This window comes from Pseudomonas tohonis, assembly GCF_012767755.2.
Lineage (GTDB): Bacteria > Pseudomonadota > Gammaproteobacteria > Pseudomonadales > Pseudomonadaceae > Metapseudomonas > Metapseudomonas tohonis.
In genome coordinates this window covers 2,096,764-2,112,355 of the sequence record NZ_AP023189.1, presented here as the reverse complement: position 1 = coordinate 2,112,355, position 15,592 = coordinate 2,096,764, and the positions used below count along the sequence as shown (strand labels likewise).

Annotated in this window: 12 protein-coding genes and 2 pseudogenes; 5 read left to right on the top strand and 9 right to left on the bottom strand. The window is 68.7% G+C overall.

Features of this window, described 5'->3' with window-relative positions; all coding sequences use genetic code 11:
• Window positions 1-12 precede the first annotated feature (12 nt).
• Window positions 13-1,434 (bottom strand): MltF family protein, encoded by a 1,422-nt coding sequence (locus tag HSX14_RS09740; RefSeq protein ID WP_173173955.1) that lies wholly within the window; start codon window positions 1,432-1,434, stop codon window positions 13-15.
• 230 nt (window positions 1,435-1,664) lie between these two features.
• On the opposite strand from HSX14_RS09740, the gene HSX14_RS09735 reads away from it, so the two are divergent.
• The 5 genes from HSX14_RS09735 (at window position 1,665) to HSX14_RS09715 (ending at window position 6,685) form a co-directional block, all read left to right on the top strand.
• Complete coding sequence (locus HSX14_RS09735) at window positions 1,665-2,471, top strand: TatD family hydrolase (RefSeq protein WP_173173953.1); 807 nt, start codon at window positions 1,665-1,667, stop codon at window positions 2,469-2,471.
• A 104-nt stretch (window positions 2,472-2,575) separates the two neighbouring features.
• The gene (locus HSX14_RS09730) at window positions 2,576-4,057 is read left to right on the top strand and encodes a methyl-accepting chemotaxis protein (RefSeq protein WP_173173951.1); all 1,482 of its coding nucleotides are present in this window, start codon (window positions 2,576-2,578) and stop codon (window positions 4,055-4,057) included.
• An 89-nt stretch (window positions 4,058-4,146) separates the two neighbouring features.
• Complete coding sequence (locus HSX14_RS09725) at window positions 4,147-4,503, top strand: Mpo1-like protein (protein WP_173173949.1); 357 nt, start codon at window positions 4,147-4,149, stop codon at window positions 4,501-4,503.
• A gap of 101 nt (window positions 4,504-4,604) precedes the next feature.
• Window positions 4,605-5,105: a putative pterin-binding protein gene (locus HSX14_RS09720; RefSeq protein ID WP_173173947.1), complete on the top strand. Its 501-nt coding sequence runs from the start codon at window positions 4,605-4,607 to the stop codon at window positions 5,103-5,105.
• Between the two features lie 5 nt (window positions 5,106-5,110).
• Window positions 5,111-6,685 carry a GGDEF domain-containing protein gene (locus HSX14_RS09715; RefSeq protein ID WP_173173945.1) on the top strand — a complete coding sequence of 525 codons (1,575 nt, stop codon included), beginning with the start codon at window positions 5,111-5,113 and terminating at the stop codon, window positions 6,683-6,685.
• A gap of 4 nt (window positions 6,686-6,689) precedes the next feature.
• On the opposite strand, the gene HSX14_RS09710 is transcribed toward HSX14_RS09715, so the two are convergent.
• From HSX14_RS09710 to HSX14_RS09680, 8 genes and pseudogenes are all read right to left on the bottom strand, one after another.
• Window positions 6,690-7,487 (bottom strand): acyl-CoA thioesterase, encoded by a 798-nt coding sequence (locus HSX14_RS09710; protein WP_173173943.1) that lies wholly within the window; start codon window positions 7,485-7,487, stop codon window positions 6,690-6,692.
• Window positions 7,488-7,830: 343 nt separating this feature from the next.
• Window positions 7,831-8,592: a CHAD domain-containing protein gene (locus HSX14_RS09705; protein WP_173173941.1), complete on the bottom strand. Its 762-nt coding sequence runs from the start codon at window positions 8,590-8,592 to the stop codon at window positions 7,831-7,833.
• A gap of 35 nt (window positions 8,593-8,627) precedes the next feature.
• Window positions 8,628-10,622: a transglutaminase TgpA family protein gene (locus tag HSX14_RS09700; protein ID WP_173173939.1), complete on the bottom strand. Its 1,995-nt coding sequence runs from the start codon at window positions 10,620-10,622 to the stop codon at window positions 8,628-8,630.
• On the bottom strand, window positions 10,619-11,578 hold the full coding sequence (locus tag HSX14_RS09695) for a DUF58 domain-containing protein (protein ID WP_173173937.1): 960 nt from the start codon (window positions 11,576-11,578) through the stop codon (window positions 10,619-10,621). The genes HSX14_RS09700 and HSX14_RS09695 overlap by 4 nt, the downstream gene beginning before the upstream one ends.
• Window positions 11,578-12,495, bottom strand: a complete 918-nt coding sequence (locus tag HSX14_RS09690; protein WP_173173935.1) for an AAA family ATPase — start codon at window positions 12,493-12,495, stop codon at window positions 11,578-11,580. The genes HSX14_RS09695 and HSX14_RS09690 overlap by 1 nt, the downstream gene beginning before the upstream one ends.
• A 216-nt stretch (window positions 12,496-12,711) precedes the next feature.
• Window positions 12,712-13,221 (bottom strand): annotated as a pseudogene (locus tag HSX14_RS31575) (methyl-accepting chemotaxis protein); the annotation flags it as partial.
• A gap of 393 nt (window positions 13,222-13,614) precedes the next feature.
• Window positions 13,615-13,797: pseudogene (locus HSX14_RS31570) on the bottom strand (HAMP domain-containing protein); the annotation flags it as partial.
• Between the two features lie 1,090 nt (window positions 13,798-14,887).
• On the bottom strand, window positions 14,888-15,496 hold the full coding sequence (locus tag HSX14_RS09680) for a flavin reductase family protein (protein ID WP_173173931.1): 609 nt from the start codon (window positions 15,494-15,496) through the stop codon (window positions 14,888-14,890).
• Window positions 15,497-15,592: the final 96 nt, after the last annotated feature.

Genomic DNA, 15,592 nt, shown 5'->3' with positions numbered 1-15,592 from the left:
CGATAAAATCGATTATTTGCCCCTGCTTGCGACTTTCCTCTGCGGTTCCAGCAGATAACGCTCCCGGTCATAGGCCAGGTAGTACTTGTTCACTGCGCTGACATAGCTCACCACGCCCATGCCCAGTTGCTCGGCGGCGATACGCTCGACCTGGAAGAACCACTGGTTGGGATTGAGCCCACGGCGCCGAGCCTCCGCACGCAGGCTCTGCACCCGTTGCGGCCCCACGTTGTAGGCGGCCAGGGTGAAGGCCATGCGCTCGCGCTCATTGAGCTGCGAACTGTTGAAGAAGCCCTTGCGCAGCATGGCCAGGTACTTGGCCGAGGCCTGCACGTTGTTCTCCAGCGCATGGATGTTGCCGACCCCGACGGTGCGCGCCGCGCCGGGGGTGATCTGCATCAGCCCGGTGGCACCGCTGGCGCCGCGGGCGGCCGGATTGAGGCTGGATTCCTTGAAGGCCACGGCGGCCAGGTTCAGCCAGTCGAAGGCATGCTGGTCGGCGAAGCGCTGCAGCACCGGGCGCACCTTCTCCAGGCGCTGCCGATCGGCCCGGGCCAGCGGGCTGTGCACCTTGTACAGGCGGCGGTACACGCGCTGGAAGGTGGCGTCCTGGTCGGAGGGCGCGTTGTAGCCGGCCAGGAAGCGGTCGATGCTGGCGCGCAGCATCGGCGCGTCGCGGCGGACGAACCAGGTCATGTCGCGCTGGTTGTCCAGCACCAGGTGCTTCTCGATACGCAGCTTGGGCATGACCTTGGCCCAACGCTCGGCGATGGGCTGCTCGACAGCGGTCAGCGGGAAGATGCCGGCCTGGACCATCTCCAGCACATCCTCCACCGCCAGGGTCGGGTCAACCCATTCGATGACGATCGGCGCCAGCTTGCGTTGCGCCAGCTGCTGGTTGACCCGGCGCAGCGCCTCGGCCGCCGCGCTGCCGGCCGGCAACGCGATGCTGCGCCCGGCGAGCTGCTCCAGGCGCTGGTAGCGACGATCACCACTGCGGCTGACCAGCAGCAGCGGCACATGGCGGCGAATGGGGGCGCTGGCGCTGACCTCGCCTCCGCTGCGCGGGTCCACCAGCTCGCCGGGGGCCACCAGGTCGCCCTCGCCGCGCTGCAGGGCGGCGAGCAACTGGTCCTTGGCCCTGGGGATGATCTTCACATCCAGTTCGCGGCCGTCGCGGGCGTTGCGGTTGAGGTACTGCTCGAAGGCGCGGATGCGGTGGTATTCGATGCCGATGGCTTCGCCCTTGACCTCGCCGGAGCTGTTGCGGCTCTGGTTGACCAGCACCCGCAGCACGCCACTGCGGCGGATCTGCGCCAGGTCACGCGCCTCGCTCGGCTGCTGCCAGGCTTCCGGCGGGCCGGCCAGGCGCGCTGCAGCCGGTAACGGCGACAGGGCGAGCAGGCACAACAGAAGCAGCAGCGTTCGGGTCATCGAATCTCCGGGATCAGGCCGCAGGAAGCGAGCCGACCGTCTGAGAACGCAGCCCCCGGACGGAGTTCCGGGCGGTGCGAGGGGCGCGGAGAGTGTCACAGCTCGGCCGTCGACACCAGCCAAAACGCTGTAACAACTTCAACAAACAACCATAACTAACTGTATTTATTGAATTTTCTTTAATGAATCGAGCTTTGCTATGCTGCTCCGCTCGCGTCCGAGGTAGCACCATGCAACTCATCGACATTGGCGTCAATCTGACCCATTCAAGCTTTGCGGCAGAGCGTGAAGCACTGCTCGAACGCGCCTTCGCCGCAGGCGTGGCGCAACTGGTACTCACCGGCACCAGCGTGGCCGATGCCGAAGCAGCACTGGCACTGGTTCGCCAGCTCGACCCCGAAGGCGGCCGCCTGTTCAGCACGGCCGGCCTGCATCCCCACGAAGCCAGCCAGTGGAATGCCGACAGCGCCCGCCACCTGCGGGCACTGCTGGCCGAGCCGGAAGTACGCGCCGTGGGCGAATGCGGCCTGGACTTCAATCGCGACTTCTCCCCGCGCCCGCAGCAGGAGAAGGCCCTGGAGGAACAACTGGCCCTGGCCGTCGAGCTGGGCCTGCCGGTATTCCTCCACGAACGCGATGCCGACGAGCGCCTGCTGGCCATCCTGCGGCAATTCCGCGATCGCCTGCCGGCCGCCGTGGTGCACTGCTTCACCGGCGAGAAGCGCGCCCTCTTCGCCTACCTCGATCTCGACCTGCACATCGGCATCACCGGCTGGATCTGCGACGAACGCCGGGGCACCCACCTGCACCCGCTGGTGCGTGAAATCCCAGCGGGCCGGCTGATACTGGAAAGCGACGCCCCCTACCTGCTGCCCCGCAGCCTGCGACCGAAGCCGAAGAGCGGTCGCAACGAGCCGGCCTTCCTGCCCGAGGTGCTCCACGAAGTCGCCCGCCACCGGGGCGAAACACCCGAGCACCTGGCCCAGCACACCACCGCCTGCGCACGCGCGTTTTTCGGGCTGCCGAACATCGCCTAACCTGTTCCAGTAAAGAGGCTGATTGATACGGATCAACGATCCCGTCACAGTGCTGCGAAACAATGCTGGCACCTTGCCAAGCCTCAGAGAAAAAAGAACAGAACATGGGTAACTGGATGCGCGATCTTTCCCTGAAGTACAAGTTCTGGGCGGTCAACGCCGTCGCCTTCGTCACCACGCTGCTGCTGGTGCTGCACGCCATCAGCCTCGAGCGCGATGCCCGCGTCGAGGCAGCCCGCGATGCGGCCGTGGCGCAGGCCGCACTGCTGCGCGCCTGGCCCGCCGGGCAGGCACTGCCTGCCAGCAACGAGATCGTGCGCTTCGCAGCCGGCAGCGCCCCGCAGCTGCAGGGGACCGACACCAGTGCGCTGACCCGCGCCACCGGCTGGGTCGACCTGGACCACGACGCCCTGTTCGGCAACGATCCGGTGGTCGGCGCCCAGGTGCAGGACGCCGCCGACGGCCAGCGCATCGCCGTACTCGCCCATGCGCCGAGCTTCGCCGAGGTGTTCACCTCGCGCATGCTCAACTACGCGGTCACCGTGTTCCTGCTGATGATGGCGCTGCTGGCGTCCTCGCAGTTGCTGATCCGCTTCCTCCTCAGCCACCTCAACACCCTCAAGGACGTGATGCTGCACGTGGAAAAGAGCGGCGACCTGTCCGCCCGCGTGCCGCTGGACAGCCGCGACGAGGTGGGCCAGATGGCCAGTGCGTTCAACGCCATGCAGGCAGGCTTCCAGCGCGTGGTGGGCACCGTCGCCCAGGTCACCGAGCGCCTCGACGAAGGCGCCGCGCGACTGGCCTCGAGCATGGGCGAGGTGCGCCAGGGCATGCTCGGCCAGCAGAGCGAGACCGACCAGGCCGCCACCGCCATCAACGAGATGTCCGCCACGGTGCATCACATCGCCCAGCACGCCGCCGACACCCGCGACCAGTCGCAGACCGCCGACCAGCTCGCCGGAGCCGGCCAGAGCGTGGTCAGCCGCGTGGGCGAGTCCATCGCCGGGCTCTCCAGCGGCGTGCAGCAGACCGCCGAGATGATCGAGAAGCTGGCCGAGGACAGCCAGAAGATCAGCAGCGTGGTCAGCGTCATCCATGGCATCGCCGAGCAGACCAACCTCCTCGCCCTCAATGCCGCCATCGAGGCCGCCCGCGCCGGCGAGATGGGCCGTGGCTTCGCCGTGGTGGCGGATGAGGTGCGCAACCTGGCCAAGCGCGTCCAGGACTCCACCGACGAGATCACCAGCATGATCCTCGCCCTGCAGTCCGGCACCCGCGACGCCGTGGAGTTCATGCAGGAAAGCTCGTTCAAGGCCGACAGCTGCGTGCAACAGGCCCACGAAGCCGGCGAAGCGCTGGCCGCCATCACCGGCGCCGTGGCGCAGATGCGCCAGAGCAACACGCAGATCGCCGTGGCAGCGGAACAGCAGAGCCAGGTCGCCGAGGAGATGACCCGCGCCGTGGTCGGCATCCGCGACGTCACCGAACTCACCGTCAGCCAGACCCTAGGCTCCGCCTCCACCAGCGCCGAACTGGCCAGCCTCGCCAGCGAACTCTCCCGCGCCATCCGCCAGCTCAAGCTCTGAGCGGGCTATCCCGCCCATAGACACAACCCATTCGCCGGCCCCTCCAGGGCCGGCCTAGACTTGCCCGCACTCCTCAGAGGAATCGCATCATGGGCAAACGTCATCCCAACCTCCGCGCCTGGCAGTGGAAGACCTACGCCAGGAACCACCGCAACCCCACCAACCTGGTGCTGCACCTGCTGGCCGTGCCGCTGTTCATCGTCGCCACCCTGGTCTTGCTCGACGGCCTGTTCACCCTGAGCGTCCTGAACATCGCCCTCGGCCTCATCGGGCTGGCCGCCTCCCTCGGCCTGCAATCCCACGGGCACCGCCTCGAAGCCGAGGCACCGGAACCGTTCACCGATCGCAAGGACGCCGTTGGCCGCCTGCTCACCGAACAGTTCGTCACCTTCCCACGCTTTTTCTTCAGCGGCGCCTGGTGGCGCAACTGGCGGAACCGCCACTGACCTCAATCTGCCAGCAAAGAGCCATTACTTTCGTCGGAAAATACTCAAGCTCGCCAAAGGAATGACGATATGCTGGCACCACGCTGTATGAGGGTCGTCGCATGCCGTCAAAGCGACAGATATTTGGCACCATTTTCCTGGCAGTCACCCTGAGCGCCCTCGCCCAGGGGGAGCAGTCCGCCTACCCCCTGGACATTCCCGCCCTGCGTCTGCACCTGCCCGGTGCAGGTCCCCAGGTGTTCACCCTGCGCGACCTCCAGGCCATGCCCGGCGTCACCCTGCGCGCCCGCGGCCCCAGTGACGATCGGGTCTCCGACTGGCACGGCGTGCCCCTGAGCCGTCTCCTGGAGCAGCTGCCGGGTGCACGGCACCCCACCGAACTGCACCTGCGGGCCCTCAACGACTATTCGGTGGTGATCCCCGCCAGCGACATCGAGCGCTACCAGCCGGTGATCGCCTACTCCCGCGACGGCCAGCCCATGGCGGTGGAAGCCTTTGGGCCGCTCTTTCTCATGTACCCCTTCGATACCCACGCCGAACTGCGCGTGCAGAAGTACTACAACCGTGCCATCTGGCAACTGAGCGATATCTACATCGAGTAGCGACCATGCCCGACAGTTTTGCCGACAGTATTTCCCTGCCGCGCAAGCGGCTGGTGATGGCGGTCCTCCTGGTTCTCATGCTGGTCATGGCGATCACCGCCGGGGGCTCGCTGTGGCTGGTGGTGAACGAGGCACGGCAGCTCGGCCGCCCCGGCTCACACGGCGAGCTGTGGCAGGTCTACCAGATCCGCAACGGCATGGACCGCCTGCTGGAGGAAGCGCAGCACATCGAGCAGGGCCACAGCGGCGCCACGCAACTGGTGGTCCGCCTCGGCGTACTGCGCAGCCTGGCGCGCCCCGTCGAAGGCCATCACCTGTTCGACTTCCTGCCCACGGCGCGTCCGGAAACCACCCGCACCCTGCAACGCGTCTCCGAACTCAGCCAGCGCTGGCTGGAACGCGTCGACTGGAACGACCAGGCCTCGGCCCGCGCCACCAGCGCCGAAATCCTCAGCGAGCTGCCGCCGCTGCAGCGCGCCATGCACGAAGTCATGGTGGCCGCCAACATCTCCCTGGCCAACGAACTGGATGAAGAACGCCAGCGTCTCTACGGCTATTTCAGCAAGCTCGCCTGGGCCTTGCTCGGCCTGCTGGTGGGCGGCGCCCTGCTGGTCACCCACCTGATCTACAACTTCCGCGAAGCACGGCGCCTGAGCGAGAGCCTTGGCGAACTCGCCCATACCCTGGAAAGCCGCGTCGAGGCGCGCACCCTCGCCCTCAGCGAAGGCCGCGAACTGCTCAAGCACATCCTCGAGGCCAGCCCGAGCGACGTCGCCCTGATCGGCGCGGAATCCGGCCGCGTGCACTTCGTCAACCAGCGCCTGATCGTCCGCCAGGGCCTGCAGCGTGGCTCGCAGTTCTCCCTGGACCGGCTGTTCGCCGCCGAATCCGAAGCCCAGCGTTTCCGCGCCGCCCTGGAGGCACGTCGCCAGATCGATGACTGGGAGGCGCTGCTGGGCAAGACCGCGCCCTACTGGGGTGTGGTGTTCGGCCGTATCGTCGAGCTGGAGGGCGAGCCCGCGCACCTGGTCTGGAGCTACGACATCAGCCTGCGCAAGCGCATGGAGCACGAGCTGCTGACCCTGGCCACCACCGACGGCCTCACCGGCCTCGACAACCGCCGCGCCTTCATGCAGCGCGCCGAAGACATGCTGCGCCAGGCCGAACGCTTCGGCCATCCGTGCTCGGTGCTGATGATGGACATCGACCACTTCAAGTCGGTCAACGACGGCCATGGCCACGCCATCGGCGACGAAGCCCTGCGCGCCGTCGCCCGGGTGATGCGTGAATGCCTGCGCGGGGTCGATGTCCTCGGGCGCCTGGGTGGCGAGGAGTTCGCGGCCATCCTCCCGGAGACCGGGGACGGCAAGGCCGCGCTGGTGGCCGAGCGCCTTCGCGCCGGAGTCGAGGCCCTGCGCGTGGACCTCGCTGGGGGTGATGTCCTGCGCCTGACGCTCAGCCTGGGGATCGCCGGGAAGCGCCCCGGAGAAACCCTGGAATCCCTGCTCGGCCGCGCCGATGCGGCGCTCTATGCCGCCAAGCAGGCCGGACGCAACCGGGTGGAGGTCGCGTCCCTCTGACGCCTCAGCCGAAGACGGTGACCGTCTGCCGGCTCAGCGCCACCAGCTCGCCGGAAGGCGACCACAGGCGCGCCGAGACATGGCCGTAGCCGTCACGGGCGTGATCGATCTCCGCGCGGTACAGGCACCAGTCCAGGGTGCCCACGGTCGGCAGCGGCTGCACGAACTCGATGGTCCAGGTCAGCGAACTGCCCGGTGCCGGGCTGCGCAGGTGTGGCAGCACCGCCGGCGGCCAGGCGTCCACTAGCGCCAGCAGGTGGGCGATTCCGGCGGGCTCATCCTCGACCTCGCCCCGGAAACGCACCCAGCCGCCCATCTCGCGGGCCGGATTGTTGGTGAACGGCATGCTGCCGATGCCCCAGCGCATGGCCAGGAAACGGGTGAAATCGGGGGTCACGCCACGCAGGAAGGGCAGCTCCTGGCACTCCTCCGCCGGCTTGATCACCGGTGCCGGGTCGGCCTGTACGTCGATGGCCGACTCACGCGAGGCACCAAAACTGCCTTGCACCACCGCCACCGTCTGGCCGTTCTGCACCGCGCGGCAGAACATCTGGCTCACCGCCCGCCCCTCGCGCAGCACCTCCGCCTCGAAGCTCGCCGGCACCTCGGCCTCCAGCGGGCCGACGAAGGTGATCGCCAGCGACCGCACCGGGCGCCCTTCACTCACCTTGGCGCTCATCGCCTCATAGGCCAGCGCGGCCACCAGGCCGCCGAAACTGGCCCGGCCCTGGGCCCATGCGCTGGGCACCACGACCTCGTCGGGATTGCTGCGAACGGCCTGGATCAACTGGGAAAACTTCATGGTCCACTCACCCGCTGAATTCGAAAGTGGAGGGATGTTAGGGGATTGCCCAGGCGCTAGAAAGCCGACCTTCAAGCGGGTAGCGACAACGGGGAGGGGAAAAATGCCAGGGCATCAGAGGCGTTGATGGCCGCGACTCCCTCCCCGCAGGAGCGAGCTCTGCTCGCGAAACGCCTTGATCCCGCTCTCGACCCAAGCAGGAGTCACCGGCGAGAACAGCCCGTAGGATGGGAAGAGCGAAGCGAATCCCATCGATGCGGAGCCCGCCGAAACACCCGCGGCAGTGCCAGGAAGGTTCGGCGCATAGGGTTCGCCGGCTTGCTCCCGACCCGCGGGAAAAAGATCAGCCCAGGCTCGCCTGCAGCTTGTCCAGCACCCGATCCGAACGCACCTCGGCGCCGTGCATGGCGACGCGCCAGGCCTTTACCCGTGGAGCGAGGTCGGGCTCCTGCTCGGCGATGAGCAGCCATTGCAGGCGGTCATGCCATTTGCCGAGGGCGGCCTGCGCGCCCTTGAGCAGGCGCTGGGCCTTGGCGGACGTCTCCACCAACTGCGGGTAGGCATCGCCACCGTAGCGCACGCGCTTGATCAGCAGGCGCAGGCGATGACGGTCGTGGCTCGGGTCCGCCAGGGCCTGCTCCAGGCGCTGCCAGTCCTTGGCCAGGCGCTTGCGGATGGTCTTGCGCGGCTTCACCAGCAACCCTTCGCGATGGGAGATGCGCAGCAGCTGCGGCCAGGCATCCAGCACGCGGAACAGCTGCGCGAGGGCCGGGGCCGCCAGCAGCGCGAGATAGCCTTCGCGTAGCCGCTGGCGACGCGGCTCGGCCAGGTGCGCCAGGCCATGGCTTTCCAGTTCCACGATCAGCACTTCCAGGTCACGCAGCGGCGTGCTCAGTGCCCCGACCTCGCGGGCCGCTTCGTTCAGCACCTGGGCGGCGGGCAGGTCCCGCAGGGGGCGCAGCAGGCTGCGCAGGCGCCGGGTGTTGATGCGCAGGTCGTGCAGGGCCTCGCCATCGGTGCCGGCTTCGAGGCGTGCACGGCACGACAGCAGCTTGATTTCGAGGGTCAGCACCTGGGCGATCAGGTCGTCGAGCATGGCAGGCATGGAAGGGTCATCCGGGCAGGCGGGCGCGCGTCCGATCAGCGCTCCACGCGGGTAAGGCGCCAGGGCAGCGCCCTGCGCAAGGCCTTCAGCGCCTGCGCGAGCTCTGCCGGTGGCAAAGGCTCGCCAGCATAGCGCAGAGCCTCATAGCGGCGCGCGAATTCCTCGATCAGCCCGGCCTGTGCCGGCAGCGCCCGCGCCGCACGCGCGGCATAGTCACGCGGGCCCTCGCCCTTGCCCCGACGCACGCCCTGGCGGCCGAGCGCACGCTCGAATCCCTGGAACAGGCGCAGCTGCGGGTCGCGTTCGCGGCGCCAGGGCTTGAACATGAACAGCGCCACCAGGCCCACCAGCACGCCACCACCGCCCACCAGCAAGAGCGCGAAGGTGCGGCCGTCGAGGGCACCGAACCAGCGCTGCAGCACCTGCATCTGCACCTCGCCCTGGTAGCCCAGGACCCAGCGCTGCCAACCGTAGTTGAGCTGGTCCCAGGCCAGGCGCAGCTGGTTCACCCAGCTCACCTGGCGATAGCGCAGCGGCGAGAAGGGCGAGTTCTCGAGGAAGCTCTGCTCCCCGGCCACCGCCTCCTCCAGCCCCTGCTCGATGCGGTTGGGCGCTACCTGGAAGGTCGGGTCGACGCTGCTCCAGCCCTTCTCCGGGGTCCAGTACTCGACCCAGGCGTGGGCATCGAACTGGCGCACCGCCACGTAGTTGCCCGCCGGGTTGATCTCGCCGCCCTGGTAGCCGGCCACGATCCGCGCGGGCACGCCGGCGGAACGCAGCACGAAGGTCATGGCGCCGGCGTAGTGGGCGCAGAAGCCGCGGCGGCTGTCGAAGAGGAATTCGTCGACGCTGTTCGCCCCGCCCGGCGGTGGCTTCAGCGTGTAGACGAAGGGCTCGCGATTGAAATGCTGCAGCAGCGCCTGCACCAGGTCCTCCGTCGCCGGGTGTCGCGCCTTGAGCTCGGCGGCCCAGGCGCGGCTGCGCGGGTCCCCCTGTTCCGGCAACTGCAGGGTGCGCCGGCGCACACGCTCGTCGAGCACCGGGTCACGCACCGCCTCGGGCCAGGAGGTCACCCGGTACAACAGTGAGCGGTCCACCGGGTGCCGCCGTTGCAGGTGGTAGTCGATCATCTGGCGGGTGTCTTCGAGGCTGGTCTCGCCCACGTCCAGGGTGAACAACCAGGGCCGTTCGCTGGGCTGCATGACCACGCTGTAGCTCAGCGGCTCGCCGCGTTTCTCCCACTGCGCGGGGGCGTTGAACTGGCTGGCCTCCGATTGCGACCAGCGACGGCCGTCGAAACGCTCCAGGGTCAGCGCACGCCAGTACAACTCGCGGCGCGGCGGCGGCGCGCCCTCGAAACTGGCGCGGAAGGCCAGCTCGGCGGACTGACTGAGCTCGGCGATATCGGCCGGCGCCATGCTGTCGGACAGCCCGGTGACGCCCTTGTCGCTGGGCAGCGGCAGGGACCACAGCGGCCCCATGCGCGGGAAGAACAGGAACAAAAGCAGCATCAGCGGCAGCGCCTGGGCCAGCAGCGTCGCCGCCAGGCGCAGGGTGGCCAACGGGCGGGCGGCGAAGGCGCTCTGCTGCAGGCCGATCAACGAGGCCAACAACGCGGTCACCGGCAGCAGGCTGTAGAGGGCGGCGAGCATGCCGTCGTCGAAGAGGTAGGCCGTCACCACGGTGAAGAAGCCGAGGAAGATCAGCACCAGCGCATCGCGCCGCGTCCGCATCTCCACCAGCTTGAGAATGAAGGCCGCCACCAGCAGCACCACGCCGGCATCCAGGCCGATCAGGCTGCCCCGGGACAGCAGCACCCCGGCGCCGGCACCTAGCATCATCAGCACCTTGGCCAGGCCGCTGGGGTAGCGGGCGCGCATGCGGAACACCTGTATCCGCCAGCCGGCACAGACCAGCCACAAGCCGATGATCCAGGGCGGCAAGTGGAACAGGTGCGGCAGGATCACCAGTACCTGGGCCACCAGCAGCCAGGTCAGGGCGATGCGCGGGATCGGCTGCACCGTGCTCATCGCGCCACCCCGTACAGGGCCAGCGCACGCAGGCAGGCGTCACGGTGAGGTTCACCGGTGGCCGGGCGCAATTCCTCGCCGCCCAGGCGCAGGCCGAAGGGCTGGCCGCGCTCGGTAAAGGTCAGCACCCAATGGCAGAGCAGCGAGAGGCGGCTTTCCAGCTCGCCCTCCAGGCCGTCCAGGTCGAGCCACAGGTCGGCTCCGGCGAGGGCGGCGAAATCCTTGACGAACAGGCCCTGGCCCCGCGAATAGGCCTTCCAGTGCAGGCGCCGCCGCGAGTCGCCGGGCTGGTAGGGCTTGAGCCCCTGGTAATCGTCGGCGCCGCGACCGAGCACGCGCACGCCATCCTCTTCGTCATCCCGGCGGCCACCGGTGCCCATCGGCAGGTCGCCGGGCAACGGGCGCGGATAGACCAGCGCCGCCTGGTCGAGGTCCACCCAGCTCCAGGCCACCAGCAGGCCGAGGGGGAAACGGCTTTCCACCCGCAGGCGCCCGGGCCGCAGCCAGCCTCGGCGCTCGGCCGGCAGATCGACCTCGCAGTCGCAGGAACCGGCGGCGGGCACGTCCTGCGCCTGCAGCTCGGCCGGTGGCCAGCCCAAGGCGATGGCCTGGTGCGGCTGGCGCTCGCTCTCCAGGCGCACCCGGAAGCGCGCACGCTCGCCGACGAACACCGCCGGGGCGCCGGCCGCGCGCAGGGTCATGCCGGCGAGGTTCCGGAAGGTGTGGAGGATGGTCAGGATGAACACCGAGAGCAGCAGGAAGGTCAGGCCGTAGGCCAGGCTGTTCTGGTAGTTGATCGCCGCCAGCAGCATCAGCACCAGGGCGATGCCGAAGGCCAGCCCGGTGCGCGTGGGGATGATGAAGATGCGCCGCTGGTTGAGGCGCACCTCGGCCGCAGGCGGGATCCGCTTCGCCAGCCAGCGGTTCCAGCGCGGCCGTACGCGCTGCGTGAGCATCAGAGCGCCGGGACTTCGCGCAGCAGCCACTGCACCAGGGCGCCGCCACCATGGCCGGCCGGGTCGGCCTGTTCACGCAGGCGGTGGCCGACCACCGAGGGCAGCACGGCCTGCACGTCCTCCGGGATCACGTAGTCGCGCCCCGCCAGCAGCGCCCAGGCCCGGGCAGCGGCCAGCAGCGCGAGGCTGGCCCGTGGCGACAGGCCCCAGGCGAACCGGGTGTGGGAACGGGTCGCCTCCACCAGGCGCAGCACATAGTCCACCAGGGCGTCGCTGACGCGGATCTTCGGCACCTCGGCCTGGATGAGCGCCAGCTCGGCGTGATCCAGCACCGGGTCCAGGCGCGGCAGGATCTCCCGCCGCGCCTCGCCCAGCAGCAACGCCTTCTCCGCCGCGCGGGCCGGGTAGCCCAGCGACAGGCGCATGAGGAAGCGGTCCAGTTGTGACTCCGGCAGGGCGAAGGTGCCGCCCTGGCTCACCGGGTTCTGCGTGGCGATGACGAAGAAAGGCTCGGGCAGGGGCCGGGTCGCCCCCTCGATGGTCACCTGCCCCTCCTCCATGGCTTCGAGCAGCGCACTCTGGCTCTTGGGGGTGGCGCGGTTGATCTCGTCGGCCAGCACCAGCTCGGCGAACACCGGGCCGGGGTGGAAGACGAACTGGCCGGTGTCCTTGTCGAACACCGACGTGCCGAGGATGTCGCCGGGCAACAGGTCGGAGGTGAACTGGATGCGCTGGAAGCTGAGCCCCAGCACCCGTGCCAAGGCATGGCTGAGGGTGGTCTTGCCCATGCCGGGCAGGTCTTCGATCAACAGGTGACCGCGGGCCAGCAGGCAGGTCAGCGCCAGGCGCACCTGGGGCTCCTTGCCCAGCACGACCTGGTTCACGGCGTTGAGGCAGGCATCCAGTCTGGTTCGCATCGCAGGCTCCCGAAACAATGGACCGATGCTACCGGCGAGCGCGGGGATGGCAAAGCGCCCTGCAATTTTTGCTGACGAAACCGTGCGCCAGGTCCACCCCGGCGAAACGCTGCGCCAGAGCTGCCGGTGCGCCGTCCTGTGGGAGCGAATTTATTCGCGATTGCCAGGCACCCTGCCATTCGCGGTTGAAACCGCTCCCACGAGGCAGCCCGGGAATCAGAGGCGGAAATGCCCCGCCATCGCCTGGAGGTCCCGGCCCAGGGAAGCGAGCTGGGTGCTGGAGCTGGCGGTTTCCTCCATGGCCAGCGCGGACTGGTCGGCGATGTCACGGATGCTGGTGACGCTGCGGTTGATCTCCTCGGCCACGGCGCTCTGCTGCTCGGCGGCGGCGGCGATCTGCTGGTTCATCTGGTGGATCACCGACACCGCCTCGGCGATGCCGCTCAGGGCCAGCTCGGTGTGGTTGGCGTCCTGCACGGTCATCTCCACCAGCGTCCCGCTTTCCTGCATGCGCTCGACGGAGCGCCGCACGCCATCGCGCAGGGTGACGACCAGCCGCTCGATCTCGGCGGTGGACTGCTGGGTGCGCTTGGCCAGTGCGCGCACCTCGTCGGCCACCACGGCGAAGCCGCGCCCCTGCTCGCCGGCACGTGCCGCCTCGATGGCGGCGTTGAGGGCCAGCAGGTTGGTCTGCTCGGCGACGCTCTTGATCACGTCCAGCACCGAACCGATGCTCTGGGTTTCGTGGCTCAGGTGCTCGATGCTCTGGGTCGCCGCCTGCATGGCCGCCGCCAGCTGGTTGATCCGCCCCAGGGTCTGGCGCACCACCTCGCTGCCGCTGCTGACCTTGCTGTCCGCGCTCTGCGTCGAGGCGGCGGCCGCTTCGGCGTTGCGCGCCACCTCATGCACCGTGGCGGTCATCTGGCTCATGGCGGTGGCCACCTGGTCGGTCTCCAGCTTCTGGCCGTTGACGCCGACGCGGGTCTGCTCGGTGACCGAGGACAGCGCCTGGGCCGAGGAGGAAATCTGCGCCACCCCGCCCTGCAAGCGCCCGACCATGTCGCGCAGGTTGGCCGACATGCCGCGCATGGCCTCCAGCAATTGGCCCACCTCGTCACTGCGGTCAACCTCGATCTCGACGCTGAGATCGCCGGCGGAAATCTGCCGCGCCACCGCGATCACCCGCTGCAACGGCCGCACGATCAGCAGCGCGATCAGCACCGTGGCCGCCAGGCCGATGAGCAGCGCCAGGGCGCTGGCCGAGAGGATCAGCAGGGAGCTCGCGCGCTGCTGGGCGAGCATCGCCTCCTTCTGCTGCCCATAGGCCTGGTCGACGGCGCCGACTATCACCTCTGCGGCGCCGACCAGCGCCTGGTACTCCACCTTCTGCTGGCGCAGGTGGCCGGTGTATTCCTTGAGTCGGTCGTTGAACGAATCGATATTGCCGATCACCTCGGTGAGCACCGCGGCGTAGCCCGGGTCCTTCATGCTCTCGCGCAGCTCGCCCGCGAGCTTCTGGGCGTCCAGCGCCTCCTGGATGGCGCTCTCGTCGATATCGCCGCTGCTGCGGCTCTGCTCCAGGCGCACGCGGGCCTGGTTCAACGCCAGCAGCAGGGACTGGTAGACACGGCTGATCTCGCCGCCCTGGGCGACCATCTCGGCGCCTTCCGCCCCCTGGGAACTCTTCAGCAGGTCGACGCCGTCCTCGTTGAGGCCCGACTGCAGCACGTCGAGGCTGTTGGAGGCGCTGACCACCAGCCAGTTGGCCGCCTCCAGGGACAGGCGCATGTTGTCGGTGAGCTCCACATAGCGGTCGAAGGCCGCGCGGTAGGTGGTCACCGCCTGCTCCACCTGCCCAAGCGTCTGCTGGCTGGCGCCACCGAGGTCGGCTCCCAATGCCTGGCCGTGCTCCTGCAACGCCTGGGTCGCCTGGCGCAGCGCCTCGGCCTGCTTGGCATCGCCGGTGAGGGCGTAGTCCTTCTCGATCAGGCGGATGCGCAGCACCTCGCCCCCCAGCGCGTTGGTGCGCTCCAGCAGGGCGGCGCCGTCGGCCACGCTGCGCAGCGCGGAGAAGCCCGTGGCGGCCACGACCGCCGTGAGCAGCAGCACCACGCCGAACCCCAGGGTCAGCTTCTTCGCCGTACCGAGGCTGGCGATACCACGTTGCAGAACCGATGCCATGGGGACTCCTCCTCGCCGGATGGCCGGCCTCGCCTCACAGGCTGCCGGGACAACAGCGTGAACTTAGGAGCGAGACCATGCTGGCGACAAGCCATAAGCCTGCCAGGGGGCGGCCGATTGGAGGTTTTAGCTAAGTCGAGGTCGCTTTCAGAGCGAACGCCAGGGAATCGGCGCCAGAATCATCACCCCGGCGCCCGAAGACGGTGCCCGTTCAGCTCGGGCGCACCAGGTTGAAGGTGTCCCGGGTGCGCACATAGGCGCTGCCGCCCAGGCGGCCCACCAGGTCCAGCCGGTGCGGGTCGGCGCGTCCCTGCTCGTTGAGCACCGCATCGTCGATATGGGCCAGCAGCACCTCGGCGAAGATCAGGTGGCAGTTGGGGTTCTCGCGCGGGTAGGGCTGCACCTCCACCAGCCGGCACTCGAAGGCCACCGGCGCGCCCTTGACCCGGGGCGGGGCCACGCGCACGGAAGGCTCGCTGGCGATGCCACAGGCCTCGAACTCGCTGACCTCGCTCGGCAGCTGCGCGGAGCTGGCGTTCATCGCATCGGCGAGCGCATGGGACACCAGCTGGATCACCAGCTCACCGGTTTCCTGCACGTTGCGCAGGGTGTCCTTGAGGCTGCCGTCGGCGCGGTTGTTGACGTTCACCATCAGCGTCGGCGGCGCGTCGCTGATCACCTGGAAGAAACTGAAGGGGGCGAGGTTCAGGGTGCCGTCGGCGGCCTGGCTGGAAACCCAGGCGATAGGACGCGGAGTGACGGTGGACGCCAGCCAGCGATAGGCGTCCAGCGGGCTGAGGGTGGTGAAGTCGAGCTGCATCGGGGGCTCCGGGGAAGCGAGAGGGGGATGGGTGGATTATGCCCCGCGCCCTCCCCCGCGTGGAAAGTCGGCGATCGTCTAACAGGCCGCTGAAAC

Excerpts from the sequence above, each read along its gene's own strand:
- HSX14_RS09740 (WP_173173955.1), bottom strand. The coding sequence starts at position 1,434 with ATGACCCGAACGCTGCTGCTTCTGTTGTGCCTGCTCGCCCTGTCGCCG.
- HSX14_RS09735 (WP_173173953.1), top strand. The coding sequence starts at position 1,665 with ATGCAACTCATCGACATTGGCGTCAATCTGACCCATTCAAGCTTTGCG.
- HSX14_RS09730 (WP_173173951.1), top strand. The coding sequence starts at position 2,576 with ATGGGTAACTGGATGCGCGATCTTTCCCTGAAGTACAAGTTCTGGGCG.
- HSX14_RS09725 (WP_173173949.1), top strand. The coding sequence starts at position 4,147 with ATGGGCAAACGTCATCCCAACCTCCGCGCCTGGCAGTGGAAGACCTAC.
- HSX14_RS09720 (WP_173173947.1), top strand. The coding sequence starts at position 4,605 with ATGCCGTCAAAGCGACAGATATTTGGCACCATTTTCCTGGCAGTCACC.
- HSX14_RS09715 (WP_173173945.1), top strand. The coding sequence starts at position 5,111 with ATGCCCGACAGTTTTGCCGACAGTATTTCCCTGCCGCGCAAGCGGCTG.
- HSX14_RS09710 (WP_173173943.1), bottom strand. The coding sequence starts at position 7,487 with ATGAAGTTTTCCCAGTTGATCCAGGCCGTTCGCAGCAATCCCGACGAG.
- HSX14_RS09705 (WP_173173941.1), bottom strand. The coding sequence starts at position 8,592 with ATGCCTGCCATGCTCGACGACCTGATCGCCCAGGTGCTGACCCTCGAA.
- HSX14_RS09700 (WP_173173939.1), bottom strand. The coding sequence starts at position 10,622 with ATGAGCACGGTGCAGCCGATCCCGCGCATCGCCCTGACCTGGCTGCTG.
- HSX14_RS09695 (WP_173173937.1), bottom strand. The coding sequence starts at position 11,578 with ATGCTCACGCAGCGCGTACGGCCGCGCTGGAACCGCTGGCTGGCGAAG.
- HSX14_RS09690 (WP_173173935.1), bottom strand. The coding sequence starts at position 12,495 with ATGCGAACCAGACTGGATGCCTGCCTCAACGCCGTGAACCAGGTCGTG.
- HSX14_RS09680 (WP_173173931.1), bottom strand. The coding sequence starts at position 15,496 with ATGCAGCTCGACTTCACCACCCTCAGCCCGCTGGACGCCTATCGCTGG.